Origin of the sequence: Winogradskyella sp. PG-2, assembly GCF_000828715.1 — a bacterium.
GTDB lineage: Bacteria > Bacteroidota > Bacteroidia > Flavobacteriales > Flavobacteriaceae > Winogradskyella.
On record NZ_AP014583.1, the window covers coordinates 2,494,973 to 2,521,963 of the forward strand.

23 protein-coding genes and 1 pseudogene are annotated in these 26,991 nt (G+C 32.1%); 9 read left to right on the forward strand and 15 right to left on the reverse strand.

Going from position 1 to position 26,991, the window contains the following annotated elements:
* The first annotated feature begins 11 nt into the window (after nucleotides 1-11).
* From WPG_RS11145 to WPG_RS11185, 9 genes are all read left to right on the forward strand, one after another.
* The gene (locus WPG_RS11145; RefSeq protein ID WP_045472565.1) at nucleotides 12-2,426 is read left to right on the forward strand and encodes an ABC transporter permease; all 2,415 of its coding nucleotides are present in this window, start codon (nucleotides 12-14) and stop codon (nucleotides 2,424-2,426) included.
* A 28-nt stretch (nucleotides 2,427-2,454) separates the two neighbouring features.
* Nucleotides 2,455-4,887 carry an ABC transporter permease gene (locus WPG_RS11150; RefSeq protein ID WP_045472568.1) on the forward strand — a complete coding sequence of 811 codons (2,433 nt, stop codon included), beginning with the start codon at nucleotides 2,455-2,457 and terminating at the stop codon, nucleotides 4,885-4,887.
* A gap of 32 nt (nucleotides 4,888-4,919) precedes the next feature.
* On the forward strand, nucleotides 4,920-7,304 hold the full coding sequence (locus tag WPG_RS11155; RefSeq protein ID WP_045475505.1) for an ABC transporter permease: 2,385 nt from the start codon (nucleotides 4,920-4,922) through the stop codon (nucleotides 7,302-7,304).
* A 28-nt stretch (nucleotides 7,305-7,332) separates the two neighbouring features.
* Nucleotides 7,333-9,738, forward strand: a complete 2,406-nt coding sequence (locus tag WPG_RS11160) for an ABC transporter permease (protein WP_045472571.1) — start codon at nucleotides 7,333-7,335, stop codon at nucleotides 9,736-9,738.
* 64 nt (nucleotides 9,739-9,802) lie between these two features.
* A complete protein-coding gene (locus tag WPG_RS11165) occupies nucleotides 9,803-12,205 on the forward strand; it encodes an ABC transporter permease (RefSeq protein ID WP_316929938.1) in 2,403 nt (800 codons plus the stop codon).
* Nucleotides 12,206-12,378: 173 nt separating this feature from the next.
* The gene (locus WPG_RS11170; protein ID WP_045472579.1) at nucleotides 12,379-14,736 is read left to right on the forward strand and encodes an ABC transporter permease; all 2,358 of its coding nucleotides are present in this window, start codon (nucleotides 12,379-12,381) and stop codon (nucleotides 14,734-14,736) included.
* A 45-nt stretch (nucleotides 14,737-14,781) separates the two neighbouring features.
* Nucleotides 14,782-15,525: a GIN domain-containing protein gene (locus WPG_RS11175; RefSeq protein ID WP_045472582.1), complete on the forward strand. Its 744-nt coding sequence runs from the start codon at nucleotides 14,782-14,784 to the stop codon at nucleotides 15,523-15,525.
* 13 nt (nucleotides 15,526-15,538) lie between these two features.
* Entirely contained in the window at nucleotides 15,539-16,213 is a 675-nt protein-coding gene (locus WPG_RS11180; RefSeq protein WP_045472584.1) for an ABC transporter ATP-binding protein, read from the forward strand.
* Between the two features lie 13 nt (nucleotides 16,214-16,226).
* The gene (locus WPG_RS11185; protein WP_045472587.1) at nucleotides 16,227-17,645 is read left to right on the forward strand and encodes a TolC family protein; all 1,419 of its coding nucleotides are present in this window, start codon (nucleotides 16,227-16,229) and stop codon (nucleotides 17,643-17,645) included.
* 6 nt (nucleotides 17,646-17,651) lie between these two features.
* Here the strand turns inward: WPG_RS11185 and WPG_RS18775 are convergent, their stop codons facing one another.
* The 15 genes and pseudogenes from WPG_RS18775 to WPG_RS11245 form a co-directional block, all read right to left on the reverse strand.
* On the reverse strand, nucleotides 17,652-17,774 hold the full coding sequence (locus WPG_RS18775; protein WP_262507847.1) for a hypothetical protein: 123 nt from the start codon (nucleotides 17,772-17,774) through the stop codon (nucleotides 17,652-17,654).
* 24 nt (nucleotides 17,775-17,798) lie between these two features.
* On the reverse strand, nucleotides 17,799-19,139 hold the full coding sequence (locus tag WPG_RS11190; protein WP_052471242.1) for a hypothetical protein: 1,341 nt from the start codon (nucleotides 19,137-19,139) through the stop codon (nucleotides 17,799-17,801).
* 36 nt (nucleotides 19,140-19,175) lie between these two features.
* A pseudogene (locus WPG_RS18990) lies at nucleotides 19,176-19,388 on the reverse strand (DUF5060 domain-containing protein); the annotation flags it as partial.
* 233 nt (nucleotides 19,389-19,621) lie between these two features.
* Nucleotides 19,622-19,786: a hypothetical protein gene (locus tag WPG_RS18390; RefSeq protein ID WP_197539913.1), complete on the reverse strand. Its 165-nt coding sequence runs from the start codon at nucleotides 19,784-19,786 to the stop codon at nucleotides 19,622-19,624.
* Complete coding sequence (locus WPG_RS18395) at nucleotides 19,777-20,262, reverse strand: Kelch repeat-containing protein (RefSeq protein ID WP_197539914.1); 486 nt, start codon at nucleotides 20,260-20,262, stop codon at nucleotides 19,777-19,779. The genes WPG_RS18390 and WPG_RS18395 overlap by 10 nt, the downstream gene beginning before the upstream one ends.
* On the reverse strand, nucleotides 20,263-20,439 hold the full coding sequence (locus tag WPG_RS18400; RefSeq protein WP_197539915.1) for a hypothetical protein: 177 nt from the start codon (nucleotides 20,437-20,439) through the stop codon (nucleotides 20,263-20,265).
* A 298-nt stretch (nucleotides 20,440-20,737) separates the two neighbouring features.
* The gene (locus tag WPG_RS11205; RefSeq protein WP_045472592.1) at nucleotides 20,738-21,694 is read right to left on the reverse strand and encodes an aldo/keto reductase; all 957 of its coding nucleotides are present in this window, start codon (nucleotides 21,692-21,694) and stop codon (nucleotides 20,738-20,740) included.
* Nucleotides 21,673-21,921, reverse strand: coding sequence for a glutaredoxin family protein (locus tag WPG_RS11210; protein WP_045472595.1), 249 nt, complete (start codon nucleotides 21,919-21,921; stop codon nucleotides 21,673-21,675). The genes WPG_RS11205 and WPG_RS11210 overlap by 22 nt, the downstream gene beginning before the upstream one ends.
* Nucleotides 21,921-22,469 carry a peptide-methionine (S)-S-oxide reductase MsrA gene (gene msrA, locus WPG_RS11215; RefSeq protein ID WP_045472598.1) on the reverse strand — a complete coding sequence of 183 codons (549 nt, stop codon included), beginning with the start codon at nucleotides 22,467-22,469 and terminating at the stop codon, nucleotides 21,921-21,923. The genes WPG_RS11210 and msrA overlap by 1 nt, the downstream gene beginning before the upstream one ends.
* A complete protein-coding gene (gene msrB / locus WPG_RS11220; protein ID WP_045472601.1) occupies nucleotides 22,469-22,921 on the reverse strand; it encodes a peptide-methionine (R)-S-oxide reductase MsrB in 453 nt (150 codons plus the stop codon). The genes msrA and msrB overlap by 1 nt, the downstream gene beginning before the upstream one ends.
* 196 nt (nucleotides 22,922-23,117) lie before the next feature.
* Entirely contained in the window at nucleotides 23,118-23,369 is a 252-nt protein-coding gene (locus WPG_RS11225; RefSeq protein ID WP_045472604.1) for a hypothetical protein, read from the reverse strand.
* A 39-nt stretch (nucleotides 23,370-23,408) separates the two neighbouring features.
* Nucleotides 23,409-24,176, reverse strand: a complete 768-nt coding sequence (locus tag WPG_RS11230) for a DUF6252 family protein (RefSeq protein WP_144374461.1) — start codon at nucleotides 24,174-24,176, stop codon at nucleotides 23,409-23,411.
* Nucleotides 24,177-24,194: 18 nt separating this feature from the next.
* Entirely contained in the window at nucleotides 24,195-25,256 is a 1,062-nt protein-coding gene (locus WPG_RS11235) for a DUF6252 family protein (protein ID WP_045472610.1), read from the reverse strand.
* 298 nt (nucleotides 25,257-25,554) lie between these two features.
* Nucleotides 25,555-26,097, reverse strand: coding sequence for a hypothetical protein (locus tag WPG_RS11240; protein ID WP_045472613.1), 543 nt, complete (start codon nucleotides 26,095-26,097; stop codon nucleotides 25,555-25,557).
* 157 nt (nucleotides 26,098-26,254) lie between these two features.
* The gene (locus WPG_RS11245) at nucleotides 26,255-26,719 is read right to left on the reverse strand and encodes a hypothetical protein (protein WP_045472616.1); all 465 of its coding nucleotides are present in this window, start codon (nucleotides 26,717-26,719) and stop codon (nucleotides 26,255-26,257) included.
* Nucleotides 26,720-26,991 lie beyond the last annotated feature (272 nt).

Genomic DNA, 26,991 nt, shown 5'->3' on the forward strand with positions numbered 1-26,991 from the left:
TATTAAAAATCATGAATCTACTGTATTTAAAAATAGCCTTTAGATACTTACTTAAAAACAAGTTGTATTCCTTTATTAATATTATTGGGCTTTCTTTAGGTATCGCTGCTTTTATAATCATATCACTTTATGTGAGTTATGAAAAAAGCTATGATACTTTTGAAGGTTCTGATACTGTATATCGTGTGTATATGGATTATATGAAAGGTGATAAATTTGAAGATGGAGACGCACAAACTTATAATTTATCGGGACCAACGCTTCAAAAAGAATTTCCTGAGGTTATAGATAATGTGAGGCTTTACAGGTTAGATAAGGTAACTTTTGTCGATAAAGAAAAGATTATAGAACAGCCAAATGGCGCGTTAGTAGATGCATCCTATTTTGATATTTTTAACACCAAACTATTAAAAGGAAATAGTAATAATTTCAATAAACCGAACAACATTGTTTTATCCGAAAGTCTAGCACAAAAATTATTTGGCAACGAAGATCCACTTTCCAAAACCGTTTCTTTATTCTACGGATCCAAAGTGCTTTTAAAAGTTGTAGGTGTTATGCCAGATATGGCAGAAACCACACACATGAAACTTAATTACCTTATGTCTTTTGAAACACTCGAAACTTGGGATGCATTAAAAAGTCAGGCAAAATTAAATTGGAATCAAAACAATTTTTTCTCCTACATAAAAGTAAATAAAAAAATTAATTTTGAAGACCTACAACAAAAAATAACAAGCACAGATATTGAAAATGATCCAGATGAAAGACATAATATTGAACCCCTAACAGATATTCATTTATATTCTGACAAACCTTATGAGGCTGAAGCAAATGGTAGTAGTAGCCGTGTAAAATTTTTAACGGTTATTGCTATAATTATATTAATTCTATCGTGGTTAAATTACGTAAACCTATCAACAGTAAAATCTTTAGAACGTTCTCGCGAAGTTGGTATTAGAAAAGTTGCTGGTGCGCAACGCTCTCAACTCATTTTACAATCGCTTGTAGAGTCTGTATGTCTATTTTTTATAGCACTCATAATTGCTATAATATTAGTAATTATTTTTCTACCAATCTTCAATAGTTTTGTTGGTAAGTCATTGGTTTTAGGCATGTCTAATATAGAATCTCTAATACCATTTACAGGTTTAATGTTATTAGGCAGTTTATTGGCTGGTTTTTATCCAGCTCTTGTTTTAAGTAATTTTTCGCCATTAAAAGCTTTAAAAGGTAAGCTTGTCACTTCCTCTAGTAAGCTAAATATCCGAAAAGGATTAATTGCGGTACAGTTTTTTGCAACAATAATTCTTATTGTTGGGACTTTGGTTGTGGCAAAACAAATTAATTTCTTAAAGGAACAACCTATTGGCGTAGAACTTTCTCAAGTTTTGGCACTTAAAGGTGAAATATTAGAAGCAATACCAGACTCTTTAATTATGACAAAGTCTAAAGTGTTTGAAAATGAGTTGAAAAAGTTGTCTTATGTTGAAGGTGTAGCGCGGTCAAAAACATACCCTGGGGATGGCTATGATAATTTGTCTTCAACAGTTGGCATAAAGTATCCAAATGGTAAGGAAAATGACAAAGATGTTTTTTATATCTACCAAGCATCACCAAATTATTTTGATGTACTTGGTATTCAATTTGTGGCTGGAAAAACCTATAAAGAAATACCAAAAGGCGGTTTAAGAACTATTGTGCTTAACGAGAAATTTGCTGAGCAAATGGGCTATTCAAATCCAGAAGATATTGTTAATAAGCAAGTTGTTTTTTGGGATGTAAGTTGGACTGTAACTGGTGTGATGAAGAATTACCATCATTTTGGATTAAAAACTAAAATAGAACCTCTTATTGTTTTTAAAGATGAAAGCTTCGAAAACGTTTTGGTAAAATTGAATGCATCGTCAGGTTCTGTTGCAGGCATGCAAAATAGTTTAGAAGAAATTGAAACTTTATACAAATCTGTTTTTCCTAACAGTACATTAAATTATACGTTTTTGGATAAAAAATTTGAAATTCAATATACCGAAGACAAAAAATTTGGAATTGCTTTTCAGATTTTTACGGTACTAGCAATTTTTATTGCAGCCTTAGGCTTATTTGGTTTAACCTCTTATATGTGTTTACAAAGACGTAAAGAAATTGGGATTAGAAAAGTAACTGGTGCTAGTATTTTTCAAATTTTAAAATTGCTGAATCGGGATTTTATACTATTGGTTGTTTTTGCATTAATTATAGCTATACCAGTAGCTTGGTGCATCATGAATCATTGGCTTCAAGAATTCGCCTACAGAACAGAATTAAGCTGGTGGATTTTTGCTATAGCTGCTATAACGACATTATGTATTGCACTGATTACAGTAAGTTTTCAGTCTGTAAAAGCAGCCACAGAAAACCCTGTGAATTCACTAAGAACAGAATAATCATCATCAATCAAAAAACGAAGAAATCATGATTAAAAATTATTTTAAAATAGCATGGAGAAACCTTTTGAAGAATAAAGGTTTTACTATCATAAATATTATAGGTTTATCATTAGGTATTGGTTGTTTTATAATGATTTCAATGTTCGTTATAGATGAATTGAGTTACGATCGTTATCATGAGAATGCCGATCGTATATATAGAATTAATTCTGATATCATTTTTGGAGGAACAGAAATGAGTATGGCGGTAAGCTCAGATCCTATGGGTGAAACTTTGAAAAGCGATTATCCAGAAGTTGAAGAATATGTGAGGTTTTATGCTTCAAGCGGATCTAAGTTAATAAAAAAAGGAAACGAATATATTAATGAATCTGCAGTAGCGCATGCCGATTCTACTTTGTTCAAGGTTTTTACTTTACCTGCTATAATCGGTGATACATCAACAGCGCTAAACGAGCCAAATACCGTAGTAATTACAGAAACGGTTGCTAACCGTTATTTTGGAAGTCCAGAACTAGCAATTGGGCAATCACTAGAAACTGATGATGATGAACGTACATTATATAAAGTAACTTCAGTTGTTGAGGATATGCCAAAAAACTCTCAATTCAATTTTGGCTTCTTTTTCTCAATGGCTAATGTAGATTATGATTTTGGAAATTATTTAAGTCACAATTTTCACACTTATGTACTATTGAAAGAAGGTACTGATTATAGAGCTTTTAATAAGAATTTTATAGAAGTTATTGATAAATATTTAATTCCACAAGCAGCTCAATTCATGAAGGTTGATAGTGTGGAAGATTTTGAGGCCAGCGGTAATAAATTAGAGTATTCTTTAATGCCATTAACAGATGTTCATCTTCATTCCTTTAGGGGCGTTGAATTAAGTGCAAATGGTAATATTCAATATGTCTATATTTTTTCTGCTGCTGCATTATTTATATTATTAATTGCCTGCATCAATTTCATGAATCTTACTACAGCAAGATCTTCTGGTAGAGCAAAAGAAGTTGGTATTCGTAAAGTTCTAGGTTCAGAAAAGAAAGCACTTATTGGACAATTTCTAACAGAATCAACTTTAATTGCCGTTCTGGCACTTTTTGTAGGTTTAATATTTGTATGGCTCTCTCTAGATTGGTTTAATGGTATTTCAGGAAAAGAAATGCTAATGAGTTCCTTGTTGAGTCCAAAATTTCTAATTTTTATTTTTGTATTACCATTTATAGTAGGTGGATTAGCAGGAACATATCCAGCATTCTTCTTATCTTCATTTAAACCTATTAAAGTTTTAAAAGGCAAATTATCAACGGGTAATACTAAAAATACGTTACGAAATTTTTTAGTCGTGTTTCAGTTTGCAACGTCTATTATCCTAATTGTTGGTACAGTGGTTATTTATAAACAACTAAACCATATTCAAAACTCTAATTTAGGATTCAATAAAGATCAAGTATTGGTAGTGAGTAATAATGGATTACCTCGTGAAACAAGACAATCTTTAAAAAACGAAATTGAGCAATTAACTGATATAAAATCGACATCCTTTGCAGGGTATTTACCCGTAGGAAGTTCTTCGCGCTCTGATACAACATTTTCTACAGAAACCGTCATGACAGAATCTAACGGATTCAATATGCAATATTGGAGAATAGATTATGGTTACATGGAAACTATCGGTATGGAAATAAATGAAGGTCGTAATTTTTCTAGAGATTTTGGTTCAGATTCAACAGCTGTAATATTAAATGAAACGGCTGTTAAATTAGCAGGCTTTAAAAGCCCTATTGGGAAAAAATTATATTCATATGATCAGAATAATAATCTACAGGCATTCACAATTATTGGTGTGGTTAAAAATTTCAATTTTGCCTCTCTAAGAGAAAATGTAGGAGCATTAAGTTTCACATTAGGAAATAATAGTTGGGAAACAGCATACCGATTTAATACAGCTGATGTCAGCGGTTTATTATCTACAATTGAAAATAAATATAGAGCCGCTGCTCCAGGAATGCCATTTAAATATGAGTTTTTAGATGAAGCGTTTGATAATATGTACCGTCAAGAAAGACGTGTTGGTAAAGTTGCACTTGCCTTTGCATTATTGGCTATAATTATTGCTTGCCTCGGATTATTTGGACTGGCAACCTACATTGCAGAGCAACGCACTAAAGAAATAGGAATCCGTAAAGTATTAGGAGCTTCAGTATCTAATATTGTTAGAATGCTATCTACAGACTTTGTGAAATTAGTAATGCTTGCCTTTATAATTGCAGCACCTATTGCATGGTGGTTTATGAGTAAATGGCTAGAAGATTTTGCATTTAGAATTGAACTCAATTGGTGGATTTTTGTAGTAACAGGAATTGTTGCGTTATTAATTGCCTTAATAACGCTAAGTTTTCAAGCAATTAAAGCCGCAATAGCGAATCCAGTTGAGAGTTTAAAAACTGAATGAATCAATCAAAAAAAATCAAAAATCTAATCATAATGATTAAAAATCACATTAAAATATCGCTACGTAACCTGTGGAAAAACAAATTACTTTCCTCTCTTAATCTATTAGGTTTAAGCATAGGTGTTGGTGGTGTTTTGACTTTGATTTTCTCAGTCTATGCTTATTATAATGCAGATTCAAATATAGAGGATCAAGAAAATATTTATTATTTAAAAACGACAACCACTGGAGGTGATAGTTATTTTGAAACTCCATACCCATTACTAAAAGAAGTTGTTAAATCATCACCAGAGGTTATTGCAGCTTCACACTTGCAGGGTTGGAGTCAACCATGGTTAGAGTATAATGAATCTGAGTTTCAGGAGCGTACAAATTATGTAGAGCCCGAATTTTTTGAGGTTTTCTCATTACCATTAAAATATGGTAATACTGAAACTGCTTTTGAGAAAAAGTATTCCATAGTGCTAACAGATCTTGTTAGTCAAAAAATATTTGGAGAAGAAAATCCTGTTGGAAAAACATTAAGGGTAAATGACAGTCTCAACTTAAATATAACAGGAGTTCTAGCACCTATAAGCCCGTATTCTGCATTTCGTCTAGGTGTTTTAATGCCTACTGTTTTGTTAGAGGATAATCCGGATTTTGCTAATCGAGCAGATTGGGGGGATAGTTTTGCTGTTAACTATTTAAGGTTAAGGCCTAATGCAGATATCATGCAGATTGAAAGTCGTATTGAAGAATTGGTCAAAAATAATTATGCAGATCCAAGTGTAGTTGCTTCAATTAAACTAATGCCCTTTGCAGGAATGAGAACGGATTCTATTCCAGTAGTAGATACTATTATCAGTGGCTCTATTGCTGCATCAGTATTTGTATTACTAATTGTGCTTATCAATTTACTTAATTTAAATGCGTCAACGATGTATCGACGTACTAAAGACATCGCAGTTCGTAAAATATTAGGGGGTCGTAAAAACAATATAATTGTACAGTTTTGTATTGAAAATGGGATTTTGGTATTTGTATCTATTGTAATTTCAGCTTTGTTGTTTTTAGGTTTTTTGCTACCAAAATTGAATAACATATATGGTGCAGATTTCGGTAGGATCTCTTTTAATCTATCCAATGATTATCCAGTTGTTATTTTTGCTATAGCATTAGGTCTTTTAGTGACTTTGGTGGTAGGTATACTACCAACTTTGCGGTTTTTATCAGTGCCAATATCAACAGGGATAAAAGGAAGGATAGATGCAATTAAAAGTAATCTTTTAGTTCGTAATTCATTTATAATTCTACAATTTACTATAGCTATTCTTTTTATCTGTGTGGCAATTATTTTGAATAGCCAAATTAGTTTTATGAAGAATGCTCCTTTAGGTTTCAATAAGGATAATGTCATTGTTGGAAACATAGATTTAGAATTTAAAAATGAAGAAGCTGCTTCTTCTAAACTCATCGGTTTACTAGATGAATTGGATTCTAATCCCTATGTAAAAAGTTATACATTGAGTGAGGCTGTGCCTTCGGATTATTATTTTAATTATACAGAATTTTATGATCCTGAAAATGATAGAGATGTTCGTACGCGTTATGCTAGAACTGACGATGGTTATCTAAAAACGCTTGAAATTCCATTACTAATGGGAAGAGATTTTAATCAAAACATAGATAATGCAGAAGATCGACCTGTAATTATAAATAGAACTGCGATGAAAGCTTTAGGGTGGATATCGATTGAAGGTAAACGATTAAAAGGGAGAGATGAAAGTTTACTAGGTTATCCAGTTGTTGGTGTCATGGAGGATTTTCATTATCAGGATATGCAGAATGCAGTAGAGCCCTTAGTTCATTTTTATCGTCACAGTAATAATCTACTATACCATCGTTTTCTTTCAGTAAGAGTTGCCAAAGGCCACGAGAAAAGTGTTCAAGGATTTATTGCTAATAGATTTGAAAATATTACGTCTAGAAGGGACTATGATCAAGCATTTTTAACAGATAAAGTTAGTGCACAATATCGATTAATTGAAGGGATGTTAAAAACTGTAAATATTGTAGCTATGTTAACCATCTTCATTTCTTGTTTAGGAATGTTTGGCCTTATATCTTTTATGGCAAAGCGGCGTATAAAAGAAATAGGAATTAGAAAAGTTTTGGGATCTGGAGTAATGAACATAATTGTTTTATTATCTAAAGATTATATACTACTTGTAGGATTAGCATCTATTATAGCTTTCCCAATAGCTTGGTATGTTATGAACGCTTGGCTGAGAGATTTCGCTTATAGTATAACGCTTCAGTGGTGGATGTTTGCTGTCAGTGGATTAATTGCATTATTGATAACGTCTTTTACTGTTGGAATACAAGCTGTAAAATCAGCAACCGTTAATCCAACTAAGAGTTTGAAAACAGATTAAATTTAATGCTTTTGAAAAAACATAAATAATGCTTAAAAACTATTTCAGAATAGCTTGGGGAAGCCTCAAAAAAAAGCGGCTTTACACTTTCATTAATGTTGTGGGTCTATTTACAGGAATTAGTTTTACATTATTGATTGCAGCATTTGTATGGCAACAGTTACAAGTCAATACCAATTTAAAAAATTCAAATTCTCAATACATTCTTACGAGTCAATGGAAAGACCCAAATATGGGAGTGGATTTTGCAACACTTGGTCGAATGGCAGAGCGATTAAAGGATGGCTATCCACATTTAATAGCTAATTATTACCGTTGGGATGGTATAACAAGTATTGTTTCTAAAGGTGATAAAAACTTTAGAGAAGGCATTCAATTCGGAGATGAGAGTTTATTAAATATGTATGGTTTTAGTTTACTCCATGGTAACGTTGATACAGCATTTAAAGATCCATTTTCAGTAGTAATAACTGCAGAAAGAGCAATAAAGTATTTTGGGAAAACGAATGTCATAAATGAAACTATAGCTATTCAGAATTTCAGTGGGGATAACCAACAATTTAAAATAACTGGAGTATTAGATAAGACCTCTGAGAACACGATTACAAAATTAACCAAGCAAGCGGATAACGGGTTTTTCATTGCTAAAAACTCGGCGACGTATTTTGATCGTGCTAATTTGGAAGCTTGGAATCTTCCTATTTTTTTGGCATTTTTAGAACTTCAACCTAATATTTTTGCTCATCAATTGGAAGAGCCACTCAATCGATTGATACAACAGCATACACCTGAAACGTTTCGAAACAATCTAAAAGTTGTTCCAGTAAAGCTCACGAATTATTATTTAAATAAAAATAATGCGAGTTTAAAGCAAATGCTTTTAACGCTATCACTTGTAGGACTTTTTATCATCATTATGGCAATGATAAATTTTATAAACATAGCCATAAGCCATTCAGGAAGTCGATTAAAAGAGATTGGAGTTCGGAAAGTTTTAGGAGGACAACGGAAACAACTCAAGTTTCAGTTTTTAACAGAATCGTTTGTTTTGGTAAGTGTTTCAACAGTTTTGGCTTGTGTTTTATATCCGTTTTTGAGTCAGTGGTTTGCGCAACTCGTAGGTAAAGAACTTATTGTCCTTTCTCAATTTCCTGTTTATTTTCTATTATTGCCTTTATTTTTTATTGTAGTTATAAGCTTATTGGTAGGCTTTTATCCTGCATTTGTATTGTCTTCTTTTAAATCTGTTGATGCTATTAAAGGTAAATTAGAAACTGGAATGCGAGCTGTTTTATTAAGAAAGTCTCTTTTAGGATTTCAATATGTTACAGCACTTGTAGTGTTAATTGCAGCGCTTTTAGTCACACAACAGTTAGATAATTTTTTTGGTAAAGGTTTGGGTTATAATAAAGACTATGTTGTAACTGCGAGTGTGCCGAGAGATTGGACTCCAGAAGGTGTAGACAAGATGCTCACCATAAGAAATGAGTTTTCTAAATTGCCTTCAGTCGAAAGTGTGAGCCTTTCTTATGAAATTCCTAATGGTAATAATGGGTTTCAGGTAACAGTTTATAGAGCTGGCGAAAACCCTGAACAAGCTTTTGCATCACAAGGTTTTGTTAGCGATGATGCTTATTTTAAAACCTATCAAATTCCTTTACTAGCTGGACGATTCTTAGAAGCTGGGGAAACAAATCCGCAGACGGTTGTTATTAATGAAAAAGCATTAATTACCTATGGATTTAAAAATGCTGAAAAGGCCATCGGTCAGCAACTAACTATTGTAGGAGACACACAACCTTTAATTGTACAAGGAGTGGTTGCAGATTTTCATTTTGAATCTATGCAACAGCATATAAAACCACAAGTGTTTTTTAGCGTGAATAGTAGTACTAATTACAGGTTTTTGTCTTTTAAATTGAAATCGGGAGATGTAAATAAAAGTATTGCTGCAATTCAGCAAAAATGGAAAAGCTTAATGCCTAGTTCGTCATTTGAATACAAATTTATGGATGATACTTTGACTGATCTTTATGAAAGTGAAATACAATTTAAAAAGGCAACTTATACATCGGCTTTATTGTCATTGATCATTGCGCTTCTTGGTATTTTTGGTATGGTTTCATTAAGCATTCATAAACGTGTAAAGGAGGTTGGAATTAGAAAGGTTTTAGGAGCTTCAGCATCACGTATTAGCTTCTTATTTATTAAAGAGTTCATCGTTATTTTAGGAGTGTCTATACTAGTGGCTTGTCCATTGGCATATTTACTAATGGATTCATGGTTATCTAATTATACTTATAGAATTACTATTGGTTTTAATCCATTTTTAATCGGAGTTCTATTAATAGGAAGTGTAACGGTATTACTTATTTTATTTCAAACGTTGAAAGTAGCCATAACCAATCCAATAAAGAATTTAAGAACAGAGTAGTGCATCAATCAAAATAAAAAAAATCATGATCAAAAATTATATCAAAATAGCATGGCGAAACATTATGAAGCATAAGGTGTTTTCTCTAATTAATGTTATTGGTCTTACCATAGGATTAAGTGCTTCATTTGTAATCGGTTTAATGATTTTTTACGATTACACTTTTGATGATTTTCATAAAGATGGAGATCGGATTTATAGAGTTGTAACTGATTTTGAAGCACCAGAAGGTGAGTTTCATAATCCAGGTGTAACACTAGCATTAAAGGATGCTGTGGTTGAGAATTCTAATTTTGAGGCTATCAGTGAGTTTTATAGAGAACGACCATTGAAAGTTGAAAATAGAGCAAGTAATCTCGAATTCAAATTACCAAAATTTGTCATTTTTGCAGATAAAGACTATTTCAAAATTTTTGACTACAAGTTTGTCGCTGGTGATGCTAATAAAACCTTATCTAACCCTAATGAAGTTATACTAACAAAAGAACGTGCAACCAAATATTTCCCTAGTATAAACCTTTCTGAAGTGATTGGCAAAACTTTGGTATATAATGATTCTATCAATGCTAGCGTAACAGGTGTGGTAGAGAACCTTGATGGTAGAACAGATATTGTGTTTCAAGAATTTATATCTCATCCAACAATTCTTCAAACTCGAATGCGAGGAAATATATTGGGGAAGAATTGGAATAATACTAATTCTAGTTCGCAACTATTTGTGAAATTAAATACTAATGCAGACATACCAGCAATCAAAAGTAGATTTAAAGATTTAGCTGCAGAACATGCTGATGAAGATGATATAAAGTATGGGGAAGAACGCATATTTCAGCTGCAGCCATTAAGAGATATTCACTTTAATGAAAATTATGGAGTTTATGATTATACAAAAGGGCAAGCCAGTAGGTCTTTGTTAAAGAATTTAGCTTTAGTTGCGTTATTCTTATTGTTACTCGGTTGTATTAATTTTATAAATCTTAATACTGCACAGGCATCGCAACGTGCTAAGGAAATAGGTATTAGAAAAACGTTAGGAAGCTCAAGGAAACAATTGATTAATCAATTTATGGGAGAAACATTTTTACTAGTAATTGTATCCGCGTTATTGTCTTTGTTACTTTCTAAATGGTTAATCAATGTGTTTTCGGATTTCGTTCCTGAGGATTTGAGTTTTGAATTGTTTAAAACACCAATAGTATTAGTTTGCATTATAGTTTTATTACTCTTAGTTGCATTTTTATCAGGATTTTATCCTGCTATGGTCTTGTCTAAATTTAATACAGTATCAGTTTTAAAAAATCATTTAGCAGTAGGTGAGAAAAAGGTAAAATTAAGAAAGTTCTTAACTGTTTTTCAATTTACTATTGCTCAAGTATTTATTATAGCTACACTCTTGGTTGGTAAACAAATTAACTATTTATTAAATAAGGATATGGGTTTTAAAAGTGAAGCTGTAGTAACGGCATTTAGACCATTTGGAGAAGATGGGTTGGAGAAAATGCAATTACTTTCTGAACAGCTAAAATCTATACCTGAGATAAATGCAATCAGTCTTGGTAATTATACACCTGCTTCTTTTAGCACTAATACAACTACAGTAAGACGTTTTATTGATGATAAAGAAATACATGGCGATATGCAATTATTACATGGTGATACTAATTATTTAAATCTTTTTGAAATCGAGCTTTTGGCTGGTAGAGCAAGACGAAATGATACAGTTAGAGAACTTATCATTAATGATGCAGCTCGTAAGTTTTATGGTTTTAACTCGCCAGAAGAAGCCATCGGACAAACGTTACTTTACGAAGATGACCCACTTCCTATAGTAGGTGTAATGGAAAATTTTCATCAGCGATCATTAAAAACTGAAATTAAACCAATGAGTTTGTTGGGGGATTTTTATAGAGAAAATTGGACCTATTTCACACAAGCACATTTAGCTCTAAACACCTCTTCTGGGAGTTTAGAAACAGCAATTTCTAAAATTGAGAATGCCTACAACTCAATTTATCCAGGTGAAGAATTGAGACTAGAATTTTTAGACGAAACCATTGCCAAGTTTTATAAAAGTGAGAGAAAAATATCTACACTTTTAAATTGGTCAACAGGCTTATCAATATTAATTAGTTGTCTTGGTTTACTTGGTCTTGTAATTTACACTACAAACCGTCGTGTCAAGGAAATTGGAGTACGTAAGGTTTTGGGTGCTTCATTATTACAAATCAACAAGCTTTTAAGTAAAGAATTTTTAATTCTTGTTGCTATAGCTTTTATAGTTGCTGCACCAATTGCTTATTACGGAATTAATAATTGGCTACAAGATTTTGCCTATAAAACTAGTATTAGTTTTTGGGTGTTTTTGATGAGTGGTTGTGCTATGATTTTCTTTGCTTTATTAGTGATAAGTGCTAAAACGCTTCAAGCCGCAAATGCAAATCCGGTAAACTCACTACGCTCGGAATAAAGTGTTTAATTACTCAGTTTTTAAGTGTACGATTACGAACAAGAAGTGTATCGAAATCGTACACTTTTGTTTTTAATAAAAACTATAAAATACTGTTTTTTAGACACTTAAATGTTTGGCATCATCTTCTCTGTATAATTGATGTAGTTATTAAATTCAATCAAAAAACAATCATGATTCTAAATTATATCAAAATAGCATTCAGAACTTTACTAAAAAATAAAGGCTATAGTTTTCTTAACATTTTCGGATTAGCCATTGGTATTACATGTGCAAGTTTAATCTTTCTTTGGGTTGAAGATGAAATGAGTTTTAATGAATCTTTTGCTAGACAAGAGCATATCTATATAGTGCCAACTAACCAAAATTATGAAGGAGAATGGCGAACATTTTACTCGTCACCTGGACCTTTAGCAAAGGATATGAAGAATGATATTCCTGGGATTATAAAATCTACTACGTCTAGTCAAGAAACTCGCTTATTAGCTATTGGTGATAATTCAATTAATAGAACAGGGCGTTATGCTAATGTAGATTTCTTAGATATTTTTAGTTTAAAATTTATTGAAGGCAATCGAGAAGATGCATTTAAAAACCCTGAGGCTATTATATTGACTCAAGAAACAGCAGAACAACTTTTTGGTAATAACGAAAAAGTAGTAGGTAAGGTTGTTAAAATGAATAATAGAGATAATTATCTAGTTACTGGAGTAGTTGAAAACTTGCCAAACAACGTCACCTTTTCTTTTGACTGGGTAGCACCATTTGAACGTTATAGAGATGGTGCTGAATGGATGACAGAATACGGTAGTAATTTTTCGGATACGTTTGTAGAATTAGCGCCAGAATCTAATTTTGAAATCGTAGATGCTCAAGTGAGATCACTTATAGGTAAGAAGGAAGAAAATACAACTGATTACGCCTTTTTGCATTCAATGAAAGATTGGCATTTACGCTCTAAGTTTGAAGGTGGTAAGATTGTTGGTGGTCGTATTACTTATGTAAGTTTGTTTACAATCATTGCTTTTATAATTTTATTGATTGCCTGTATTAATTTTATGAATTTAAGTACTGCTCGCAGTGAAAAACGTGCCAATGAAGTTGGAGTGCGCAAGGCAATGGGATCTGGTAGAGGTAGACTAATTACACAATTTATATCTGAAGCTTTAATATTATCATTTATAGCGACACTATTTAGTGTAATACTTCTTGCAATTTTATTACCACAGTTTAATCTTATTATTGATAAGACGTTAACATTGAGTTTATCGAATTCAACTCATATTTTTAGTCTTATTGGTATAGCAATTACTTGTGGCCTTTTTGCAGGTTTATATCCAGCATTTTACTTATCATCTTTTAAACCAGTAGAAGTTTTAAAGGGCTTAAAAGTTACTGAAGGTTCAGCTACATTAATACGGAAAGGGTTAGTTGTAGGACAGTTTACAATTTCAATAGTTTTTATAATTGTTACCATTTTAGTCTACCAACAAATTCAACATGCCAAAAATAGGGATTTGGGTTATGATAAAGATCAGTTAATATCGATGCGAATTAATAGAGGAATTATAGATAAGTTCAATGTAATTCAGCAGGATTTGATTAGTTCAGGTTCAGTTTATAATGTTGCTTTGTGTAATTCACAACTATTATCAGGAGGTAATAATGGATCAGGTTTTAATTGGAAAGGAGGTACAAATGCAGAAGACGTTTTAATCTCTTTTAGAAATATTTCAGAAGGATTTTATGATACTACTGGCATGGAAATTATTGAAGGTCGTAGTTTTAGTAAAAATATTGATGCAGATAGTACTTATGCAATGGTGTCACAGTCTCTTGCAAAAATGATGGGAGATGAAAACCCAATTGGAAATATTGTTACTAGAGGGGAAGATACTTATGAGGTTATAGGTGTCGTTAAAGATTATCAATATGGAAATATGTATGAATCTAGTAGTGACCCAGTTTTATTTTTTAACTATCATAACTATGCACGTTATATGTATATAAAAACAAAAGATGGAATTCCAATTAATAAGGCTTTATCTAGTATTGAAGCTGTGTTGAAGAAACATAATCCAGCTTTTCCTTTTGAATATACGTTTGTTGATGATGTTTTTGATACTAAGTTTAAGAATGAACAATTGGTAGGTGAACTATCTCAAATATTTGCAATTCTCGCTATACTTATTTCTTGTTTAGGTCTTTTTGGATTAGCAGCTTACACTGCACAACAACGAAGAAAAGAAATTGGAGTACGTAAGGTTTTAGGAGCAAGTATATCTGGCATCGTAAAGCTATTATCAAAAGATTTTTTAAAGTTAATTGGCATTTCAATTGTAATTGCAATTCCTATAGCGTGGTATTTTATGCAAGATTGGCTTAAAGATTACGCATATCGCATAGAAATTAATTGGTGGGTTTTTGTAATTGCAGGTGTTGTTGCTATTTTAATAGCCATGCTTACTGTAAGTTTTCAGGCTATTAAAGCCGCGATTGCAAATCCAGCGGATAGTTTAAAAACGGAATAAAAGCAATAAAATAGAGCTCATCAATAAATCAAAAAATAAAACATCATGAAAAATTTAAAACAAATTACAATAATTGCATTGATTTTTATAAGTCAAATACTAATAGCACAAACAAAGAGGGTCGTTGAATCTTTTAATAAGGTTATTATAAGTCCACATATCGAAACCACTTTTGTACAAGGGGATGAAGAGTCTGTTACAATTCTGAAAAATACATTGACAGATGATAAAGTAAATATTGAAGTGAATGGGGAAACACTTAGAGTCTATTTAGATGATGCTAAAGAAACCACTAAACATGAGAGTATTGTAAAGAATGGAGTAAAAATGAAAGTGCCAATTTACAAAGGGAAAGTATTAACTATTCTAGTGACCTATAAACGCATAGATAACCTATCATTAAGAGGTGAGCAAAGAACGATTTGTGAAAGTTTAATTGAAGTGGGGAAATTTAAACTTAAGATTTATGGTGAATCTCAAGTGACGTTTAATGATGTGAATTTCAAAGAATTTGAAGTTGATGTTTATGGTGAAAGTCAATTAACTATAAAAAATGGCATTACTGAAAATCAGAAAATTACAGCTTATGGGGAAGGTGAAATTAACCTTGTTGGCATAGATAATAAAACTTCAAGACTTAAAGCTTATGGTGAGGCAGAATTTAGAGTAAAATCTTCAGAGCGAATCAAATTTACAGCTTATGGCGAAGCTGAGCTTTATTATAAAGGTGACGCTAAAGTAAGCAAAGGTTTAAGCTTTGGTGATTCACAAATTAATAGAATAGACTAAAAAAATTAAATAAATGGCTAATACATTATTAAGTCTTAACGAGGCAACTAGAACAGTTAATTCAGGAAGTAACAAGGTTACTTTGCTAGATAATATCGATTTACAAGTTAAGGAAGGCGAATTTATATCCCTTATGGGACCATCTGGTTCTGGTAAATCTACATTACTAAATTGTATAGGTATGCTAGACAGTTTTACAGGAGGCGGTTATACCTTTTTAGGAGAACCTGTCCATAGTATAAAAGAAAAAAGCAGATCTAAGTTGTATAAGGAATATATCGGATTTGTATTTCAAGCTTATCATCTTATTGATGAGCTAACCGTTTTTGAAAATATTGAAACACCCTTGCTATATAAAAATGTGAAATCGTCTGAGCGTAAAGCACTAGTTGCTGATATGTTAGATCGATTTAATATTGTAGGTAAGAAGGATTTATTTCCAATTCAATTAAGTGGTGGTCAACAACAATTAGTTGGTGTTGCTAGAGCTCTAATCGGAAAACCAAGGTTGATTTTAGCGGATGAACCAACAGGGAATCTAAATTCGAAGCAGAGTACAGAAATTATGGGGCTGTTTTCTCACTTGAATAAAGAAGGTGTGACGATTATTCAGGCCACGCACTCTGAAAAAAACGCCTCTTATGGCTCTAGAATTATCAATTTATTAGATGGGAAGATAGTCTCATAATAAAAAAGAAATCATGATATATAAATACATTGTTTTTACACTCATACTTTTAATGGGTTTAGTGGGATACACTCAAGATTTAAATCAAAAAAGCTATTCGCTCGAAGAGTGTATATCTATTGCATTAGAGAATAATTTCGATTTAAAATCTGCAGATTTAAGAGCTAATTCTGCAAAAGTGAATCATCAACAATCCAAAGCAAATATGTTGCCAAGTCTCAACGGAAGTTTTAATCTAGGTGTTAATGACGGAAGAAGTATAGATCCATTTACCAATGATTTTATAAATCAGGAATTAACATTCTCGAATATGAGGTTAAGTTTGGACATGACCATTTTTAATGGATTTAGATTGTTAAATTCTGCAAAACAAAATCGTTTAAATAGAAAAGCTTCAGAATTAGAAAAAGAAGCTGCTCAACAAGACTTAGTGTTAAATGTCACTTTAGCTTATTTACAGGTTTTAAATAGCAAAGCAGTTCTAGACTTAACAAACCAACGTTATGAAACCACAAAAAAGCAATTAAAGATTCAAAAAGATTTTTATGAAAATGAATCAGGAAATCCAGCGGATTATGCAGATATTTTAGGACAAATTGCTAGCGATGAAACAAGTGTTCTAAATTCTAAATCCAATTTAAATAATGCAAGATTAGCACTTGTAAGATTGATGAACCTTTCTGATAATGTAAATATTGATGCGGAATCCATACTGTTAGATTTTGAAAAGTATAGCTTATCCGCAGATGAGGTTTATAATGAAGCGCTTCAAAATTTAGCAACATTTAAAGCAAGAGAAATGCGTATAGAAGCAGCTGAAAAAGGGGTAAGTGTAGCAAAATCTCAATTCACACCAGAAATATCTGTTTTTGGTGGTGTAAACACTAATTATTCTAGTGCAGCACAGCTTTTTAATTCAACAGGAACAAGTATTGTAGAGACTGGTGATTTTGTAACTGTTGGAGGTCAAGATTTAGCTGTGATGACAGAACAAACCAATTTTGAAGCTGAAACAATTGGTTATGAAGATCAATTAGATAATAATTTAAATACTGTAGTTGGCGTAGCTGTTAATGTTCCTCTTTTTAATGGTTTTAGAGCTAAGAATAATGTAGCTCTAGAAAAAATTAGAGTAGAAGAATCTATTTTAGAATTAGAGCGTACGCATGTAGATATAAAAAATGCAATTGCTCAAGTACATTTTGATATGGAAGCGGTTTATAATCGCTATTTGAGTTTATTGAAACAAGTTGAAGCTTATGAAGAATCGTATAGAATTAATGAAATACGATTTAATAGTGGTGTCTCTAATTTCTTAAACTATGTTACAAGTAAAAATAATTTAGATAACTCTAAAGTGAATTTGACTAATGCTAAATATGAATATTTATTACGGGTAAAGGTTTTAGATTATTACAGAGGGAATATTTAAAATTATTTAGTCAATTCTCTTTACTAATACTACCCAATCCTGATTAGGTGAATTATTGAGTTCCTTTGGTGGATGCCCTAATGCTTTAATAGCTCCACCTCTAATCGTTTTTATAGAACCTTTTTGCAAATTATCACCAGTAAGAGGATTAAACTATTCCACGCTGAATTTACCTTTAATTCCTTCTAAATTGATAGTGTATTTTCTCAATTTCGGTACATAAACAGCATAAATTTCACTTGGTTTACTTAGGCAATAAGCATCTTCTGAATTTATAAGTTTATGGCTAGGTTGCATTTCCCAGTAATGTAAATGTGAATTAAAAAAATCTTTTGCATAATTAGTAATTTCCCAAAGGCGGTCTCTTTGACGCCAATCTTCAGAAGTTAAATCATTATGTGGGTGTTTTGCGCCAAAATACCATTCTACGCCAGCTGAGCCAGACATTAATGTTCCCCAGAGCGCATAACGTCTTAATGTATTATGATTTGGATCTTGAGCATCTGTTAAGGCAGCTGTGTGCCACATACCTATTTCATCCATAGTAATTAACCATTGGTTACCAGATTTTTTTGAATTGTTTTTCCATGTTTCTACTATTGTAGCTGCTTCTTCACGTTCTGCCTGTTGCAATGATAGTCCGTCAAGATCTTTGAAAGTTAAAATATCATTTAGAATATCAGATCTCAAAGGGTCTTCAGAATGAGTATGTAATAAGACAGGATGTTTATAAGGGTCATTCTGTTTTATATATGTTATCATCGCTTTTCGTTGTAAATCATTTTGACCAAGTGGTGTCCAAGACGCAGGTCCATTTTCTTCTCCAATATTCCAAACCAATCCTAAATGATGACTAAAACGTGCAATAAGCTCGTTAATATATAATTGACGGAGTACTCCAGTATTTCCATTATCTAGCATAGTTTCATTTTCAGTTTCTTGAAGAACCATGTGTAATAAAATACCTTTCGATTGCATGTGTTGAAATAGAATTTCCCATTGAGCTAACTTACTTACATCAAAACGTGTAAAATCATCAGCATTTAGATATGGCCATACATCTTTACCGTCTCCTAAAATATTCATAGTTAAAAAGTAGGACGTATTCATACCTTTTGAAGCTAAATAATTCATAGCTCCAATAATAGATTTGCCTTTTCCACCTTTCCATGTAGGATTTCCCGTTTTCCAATCTTTGAGATGTGGAGTATAGGTGTGTATATTTTCTGTGGCAGATGCTTCTCCATCTCTTTCTTCTGCTTTGATACGATAAGTGTTATCAAAATCTAAATAGCCTAAAAGGTTTTCGGGACTATTTGCACCTGCTTTTAGCCAATAGTTGTCTGTATCACGAAATTTAAAATAGCTTTTATATGCTTCTAAACGACCATGAGCTCTAAAATCATTATTCTCTTTATCGGACTCTAAAACAATAAAATTGCCTTTAGTATTAGAAATATCAATGATTTTTCCAGTTTTAAAATTACTTCTCAAAGCAATACTATCTCCTTTGTAAAGTGTTGCCTTATAAGACCATTTGCCTATTTTATTTGGTGTAAATCTAGCTTTCCAAATATTTCCTGAGTTAGCACTAGTTTCTGCAGCATTTCCATCAGTTGCATAAAAACCACGGATAATTTGTTTTGTTTCATCGTGTTTAAAAACAACATTTAATCTGTAGTTTAAAAAAGGGTTTTCGGAAGCAGTTTCAGAAGTTTCTGGTCCAGAGAATGGTAGTGTAATTGTATGCCATTATTTATATATTGGTATCTCGTCAATTGTTTTGCTATCCGACTTCACATGTCCTTTAGGTAATTCTAGACGTTCTAAACTAGTTAATTCGGGTTCGCCTCCTCTATTTCCGCAACCAGATGCCGTGTAGACATGGTTTTTAATAAATGCAAACCCAGTACCATGTCTTCCTTGGTTTAGAGCTGGCCAATTACTCCATAAACCTGTAGCTGTATTAAAAGCTTCTACTTCATTATGAGCGACTTTATGAGCTGTACTTTAACAGCATTATTCCATACAAAAGCGGAATTACCAGCTCGTTCAGTAGGAATTTCTAGGTTGTTATTAACCATTTCCCATCTTTGTTCTTCAAAATTATAAACATTTCCATGGCTTATTGTTAGAGCCATATCCTCATTTGTTTTTTTGAAGTTCTACGTCCTGCAAAAGCATAAAGTTTGTTATCCGCAACCACTGCCTGAAAATGGTCACGAGCATTAGGTGCATCCTCAAGAGCTTTCCATTCTCCAGTTTTAGGATTGTATTCATCGAACCAAGGTTTGTAACCATTCATATGTCCTTTAGTTATTCCGCCAACGATATAGATTTTGTTATTATAAGTAGCAACACCAGCATCACCTCTTTGACGATGCTTTGGGATTTGATGACTAAATACATATTCATCACGTTCGAGATAATAAATTATTACATTGTCTACAGGTTTTTCGTTTGGCCATTCTCCTGTCATAGCACCTACTATGTATATAGCATCGTCAAAAACTATTGGCTGAAAATGATGCAATTCTATAGGTGTAGGTAATTTTTCAGACCATCTATTCGTATCAGAATTATATACAGACGTAGGATTTATTCGACGACCTCCCATTCAATACAACTTGTCTTTATAAGCAACAAGACCAGCTTCATGACGAGCAGTTGGTTGATTTTCTGTGTCAATCGTTTCCCAATACCAATTATCTGGAATATCTTTTTTGCAACTTTGAAATATCAATATAGTAACAATAACAATTAGTTTTAGTCGCTTTAATGAAATGTATTTCATAATATTTAGGATATTGTATAATTATTAAATAGTTGTATTTATTAATCTCAATTAAAAAATAATTGATGAGTCTTATCTCCAATCCAATAACCAAAGCCTAAAACTAACGGATAGCCAAGAAATAGCCATATATAATCTACTACTGATAATTTGATGAAAGCTGAGGTGCAATTCGCGGTGAGTAAGTTTATAAAATCATACCAAGATTTGACTTCTAATTTCATTACACAGACATTTGCTATAATCGCAATGATTAAAATGGTTAAGCCAATTATATATAATCGTATCATAATGAGTATTAATTCCACACTAAGTTACTTCTTTCTTGCCAATAGAATTCTGATGTAACTACTAATGATTTCAATTTGGAAATTTCAACTGCATTTAATTTAAAATTCAATGCTTTTAAGTTTTGTTTTAAATGATTGGTATTTGAAGCTCCACTAAGTAGAAGTGTTGGTTCTAAATTATCCATAACAAAGCGTAAAGCAATAGCATCGATACCAACCTTGTATTTTGCTGATAAAGAGTCTAAGTAATTATAAATAATTTGATAATTATTAAATTGACTATTTTTAAATACTCGTCCATTTGCTAATGCTTCTTTGATAATAATCGTTTTATTTTTAGTTAATAAGTGCTTTAAAATACAATAACAAGACTGCTCAAAAATATTGAAGGTAACTTGATAGCTATCAAATAAATCTTCATCATTATAAGCAACTTTACTTGCTTCTTCAATAATTTTAACTTGTTCCGTTCCGCTAGAGCTAATCCCTATTTTTAAGCCATATTCTTGTTTTAATTCATTTAATCTAGATAAGACTTTATGATTAGTTAAGACACCACTGTCTAATGTTGCAGAATGGATTTGATAGATTTTTAAATTTGGTAACAAGGCTTTCGAAGCTTCCCATTGTTCATTCAGTTTAGTTAGAGAATGCTCTTTAATCTCATGCTTACCTTCAAATCCGATTTCCCAATTGGCTACATAGGTATAACCAAATTTTGTAGACAATCTAACATCATTATAACCTCTAGAGTCATTCCATTCTAATAAAAATTGTTCGCCTAAACCATAGGATGGAGCTACATCAAAATCTCTAATACCTAGTAGATAACTTTCATCTAAAACCTTAAAAGCTTCTTTTTTAAATGCACCAATAGATTTATCAATAGTATTTGACCTAATATTGATGTAATCTGGTCGACCTAAAGCAGCCATACCCAATCCTATCTTAGTTTTTTTAACCATTTTAGTAATTCATTATCAGAAGGATTTCTTAGCTTCTTTTTTCCAATCGTAACTGTAGGGAAATTTAACCTTCTATTTTCATATAAACTTCTTAATTCTTCAGCATAATTAGAATTTATTTCTACATCTAAGAATTTATATTCTAAACCTTGATGATCTAAAAAGGTTTTATAATATTGAGATTTATGGCACCTTTCGGTGCCATAAAGTTTAATTTCTTTTGTCATTATTTGGCACCCTTTAACTTATCTGAATGTAGTTTTCTAAGCTTTGCCAATTTTGGGTCAATAACAAATCCGCAATATCCATAATCAGGGTTATTTTTATAAAAGTCTTGATGCTCTTTTTCAGCTTCATAAAAAGTAACAGCCTCTGAAACTTCAGTTACTATCTGGTCTTCATAATATGAAGACAACTCCTTAATTATAATTTCAGCGATTTCCTTTTGTTTGTAATCATGATAATAAATTACTGAGCGATATTGAGTACCACGATCTGCACCTTGTTGATTAAGGGTTGTAGGATCGTGAGTGGTCATAAAAATGACTAGGATATCCTCGTAAGTAATCACGTTAGCATTAAAAGTAACTTGTATAACCTCTGCATGACCAGTTAAGCCAGAACAAATTTCTCTGTAGGTTGGTTTTCCAGGTACATTACCACCAGAGTAACCTGAGATTACTTTTTCTACTCCTTTTACTTCTTGAAATACTGCTTCTGTACACCAAAAGCAGCCTCCACCAACTGTGGCGATTTGTAAATTTTTAGCTGTCATTAGGCTATCTCCTTATCTAAAGTCATGGATTCTGAATTAATACAATAGCGAAGCCCACTTGGTTCTGGACCATCTGGGAAAATATGCCCTAAATGGGCATCACAAGTATTACACATTACTTCGACGCGTACCATACCAAATGTTGTATCTCTTTCGTACTTAATTGCGTTTTCTTTTATTGGCTGTGTAAAACTTGGCCAACCAGTACCCGAGCTAAACTTAATGGTAGAATCAAACAAAGGAGTATCACAACATACACAGTTGTATTTACCTTCATCATAGATACTACAAAGTGCTCCACTGTGTGGACGTTCTGTGCCTTTTTGTCTTGCAATTCTGAATTGTTCTGGAGTTAATTGAGTTCTCCATTCTGCTTCTGTTTTTTCAACGCGTCTATCTGGTGTTGGATTTCCTTTTCCAGAAAAATTGATAACGTCTTTCCAAGTTAGCATACTGTTTTTGTCCTTTCTTTTCTAGTTAATAATATGCTTTTATAAAGATATAAATATAGTCGTGATATTTGTCATTTCCTTACATCTGTAGTAGAATAGAACCCTTATTAATTTATGGTGGCAATATTTAACCTAGAAGTCAGAGAATCATGTGTAAATTTACGTAAGGATAGTTAGTTATTTAAATTAATTATCACTAAAAATAATTAAGACAAAAACGCCCCTCAGTAATAATATATGATTCTGGTGTAGCACCATCAAACTCAGCTATCAATTCAAAAGTTCCCATAACGAAGCCTTCATTGCTATTATGTGATGTTATAGTTACACTTCCTTGAGCATGATAGTAGTAATCTGGGTTAGATGTATAACCAGCTCTTGGTAACTTTGGTGTAGGTCTAAATGTATAAAAGCCAGGTGTAGTATTAAAATGGAAAGTAAAATCCATATCTGCACTGGCACCTTCACTTAGAAATATAAAACCAAACTATTCAGCTTGTTCATTAACATATGGAATAAACTGAGTTTCTTCAAATTCTACTCCATCTACTAAAACAAAAAATTCGTTGTCTTTTGTTAAAGGAATATTTATAAAAATACCATTTGTAAAAGCCTTGGTTTCATTATTATTTATACCTGTAAAACTAAATGTGCCAGAAATACTTAAATTAGAGTAGTTTATTTCCGAAACAGTAACTTCTCCCATAATTTCATTACCATCATTTAACGATACCCAACTTTCATTTGAAGTGACATCAGGAAAGTAACTTACCGTATTAATGTCACCTCCTGAATCAACCAAGCCTAATTGGTATGTCCCTTCTGTGGTTTGGTGTAATATAATCTGAAAATCTTCATTATCTCTTCTGCCAGTAATTGTGAGTTGACCATTACCAATATGAGCTTCTGCAGAAAGTGAAAAGTAAGTGTCATTATCAAAATCAACTTGAAAAAATGAACTAAACTCATAATTATTTAGATCATTAATCAGTTCTGAAATTTCATCAGATGACTCTGGGCAAACTAATAATTGTTCCTCTAATGCTACTTTATATGCCAAACAATTGTCTGTAAAATTACTTGAATCTGAATCTAAAAAATTATTAAGAGCTGTATCTACTAAATCACTGGCATCAGAACAAGATAATTGAGTGTCAAAAGTTAAAGGACCATCATAAGGCTCGTTTTCACAACTATAACATAGAGCGATGAGGATATAACCAAAATACAATATGGAATTATTGAACGCACGCATCTAATTTATTTATAATCGTTATAATCCATAATTAATACAAAAGCGACCTTCAGTTATAGTATACGATTCTGGTGTTGCATTTTCTAATTCTGCAATAAATTCAAAAGTTCCCAAAATAAATTTTGCATCTACATAATGTGCTGTGATAGTTAAGGTTCCATTACCGTAATAATAAAAATCGTCATTACCACTAAAACCAGCTCTTGGTAATTCTGATATAAGCCTAAGATTATAAAAACCTGGTGGTGTATTTACATCTATATTAAAATCCATATTAATACTATCAATTTCACTAAATATTATGATTACAAGGGTCATTTCATTTTCAATAAGAATACCTAGAATAGAAGAGTCGATATACTCTTCACCATCATACAAAGCAAAAAATTCATCGTCTTTCGTTAAAGGAATATTTATAAAAATACCATTTGTAAAAGCCTTAGTTTCATTGTTATTTGTACCTGTAAAATTGAACGTGCCAGAAATTCTTAAATCAGAGTAGTTTATGTACGAAACAGTAACTTCTCCCATAATTTCATTTCCATCACTTACCGATACCCAGCTTTCATTTGAAGTGACATCAGGAAAGTAGCTTGCCGTATTAATATTACCTCCGAAACCTTCTGTACCTAATTGGTATGTTCCTTCTGTGGTTTGGTGCAATATAATCTGAAAATCTTCATTATCTCGTCTACCAGTAATTGTGAGTTTGCCATTACCAATATGAGCTTCTGCAGAAAGGGAAAGGTAGGTGTCATTATCAAAATCAACTTGAAAAAATGAACTGAACTCACAATTATTCAAATCATTAATCAGTTCAGAAATTTCATCAAATGACTCTGGACAAACTAATAATTGTTCCTCTAATGCTGCTTTATATGCTAAACAATTGTCAGCAAAATTACTTGAATCTGAGTCTAAAAAATTATTAAGTGCTGTATCTACTAAATCACTGGTGTCAGAACAAGATAATTGAGTGTCAAAAGTTAATGGACCATCATAAGGTTCGTTTTCACAACTATAATATAGAGCTATGAGAATATAACCAAAACACAATATGGCATTTTTGAATGCACGCATCTAACTTGTGATTTATTCTTCTGATATAGCAATAATAAAAAAAAGCTCTATAAAATTAAACCTACAAGACCTTTATCAAAGACTATTAAAACGACTACAAAAGTCTAAAGGATTTAATATTGAAGGTTTTTAAGAAAATATAGATATTAAAGCATCAACCACATTGTTAATTGCAATAGTTTTTTTGTGTGTTTTAAGGAAACAGTGAACTTGTTCGTCATAGTTAGTTGAAAGGCAGAAACTAAGTTGGTAAAAGAAATCGAGCACATACAGAATGAGCAATTAATTATACACTGTGTTACCTGCTGGCTTTTTTTATTTCTTCAATCAATTTGTTTTCATTCTGCCCATTCCTGCCCATTGAAACTAATGAACTTTTTTTATCAAGGTCGCATACGCTATTTATTAGTACTTTTTTGTTGTCAAATAATATTGTAATCTGTTCTCCCCAACTACCAGATAAAAACCCTGGATGTGTTTTTGCAAGAATTACTTTTGAATTTGATTTATATATATACCATTCCAATTCTTCTGCAACTTTATCTATGATTTTTTTTAATTGCGATTTGTTGAGATTGGTATTTACTTCTTTAAATTTCAATCTGCTTTTTTGCAAGTAGAAAAATATAATTCCTAATAATGCTGGTATAATTAAAAACCAAATTTCTCCTGATTTTATGGGTTTATGTGAGTTCTCAAAATAATCTTTCAGATACATAAAGGTTAATGTAGCAGGTATTATAAAACAAAAGCCTACAATTCCATAATGCTGAACCTTTTCCCAAAAGCTCAATTTAAGTTCTCGGTTTTCTAATCCATATTTTACTTTCTCGCTAGTCATTTATCGTTGGCTTTTTTCCAATTCAATTTATTTTATAAATCATTTCATAATCGTGAGCAGTCACGAACATTGGATAATCACTCCATTTCTTTCCGCTTACTTTAGCGCTTTTATATGTTTTCCTAAAAAGCTGTTGCAAACGTAAAATGACTAATAATTACGCAACTTCATAAGCTTGCTCAATTTCAGGAATGTCGAATTTTTGATTTTTATAAACATCTTCGTAAACTTTTTGAAGGTTTTCAAATCCTGTTATTGTCAAATCTTTATTCGCGCTATGCTCAAAATCCGCTAACCATTCGTAATCTTCTTGTCCGATTTCGCTAAATGAAAATAGGTCTATAAACCATCTGTCATAATTTATAGTAAACCCGTTCATTTCGCAGTAAAAGGCTTTGAGTTTTTTTGTAAAACTAAAAGTGTATTTCAATTTTACACTTGAATAGAATTTGGAAATAAATTCACTCAATTCCCATTCCAAATGCAGAAGATTCATTCCAATAAGTTGATGAAATTCCGTTTGAGGAATCTTGCTCAATTCCGATTCCGCTATTTGTATTTCAGAATCCAAATCATTCCGCTTTATATATTCGTTAAGTTTATCTTCTAAATCGAAGTTCATAGGTTTGTTCAGCTTGCAGGTAACGCCCACTGTGTATGGCGCAGTGAGGCGCGCCTCACGGAAAGCCATTGTTGCGCCTGATTAGCTATACCCGCTGTTGTGTGTAGTATCGTTCGGAGTTCTCGTAGACTCGACTAAATATACATAAAATTGGCGAGGTGCGACAAACAGTGGGCGTTGGTATGTAATTAGTAGAAGGGCAGCGTTTGGAAAACGCGATTCTACGTGCCGTAGGCAATTACATATCAACGGTTAGTGTATGAAAATCAGTC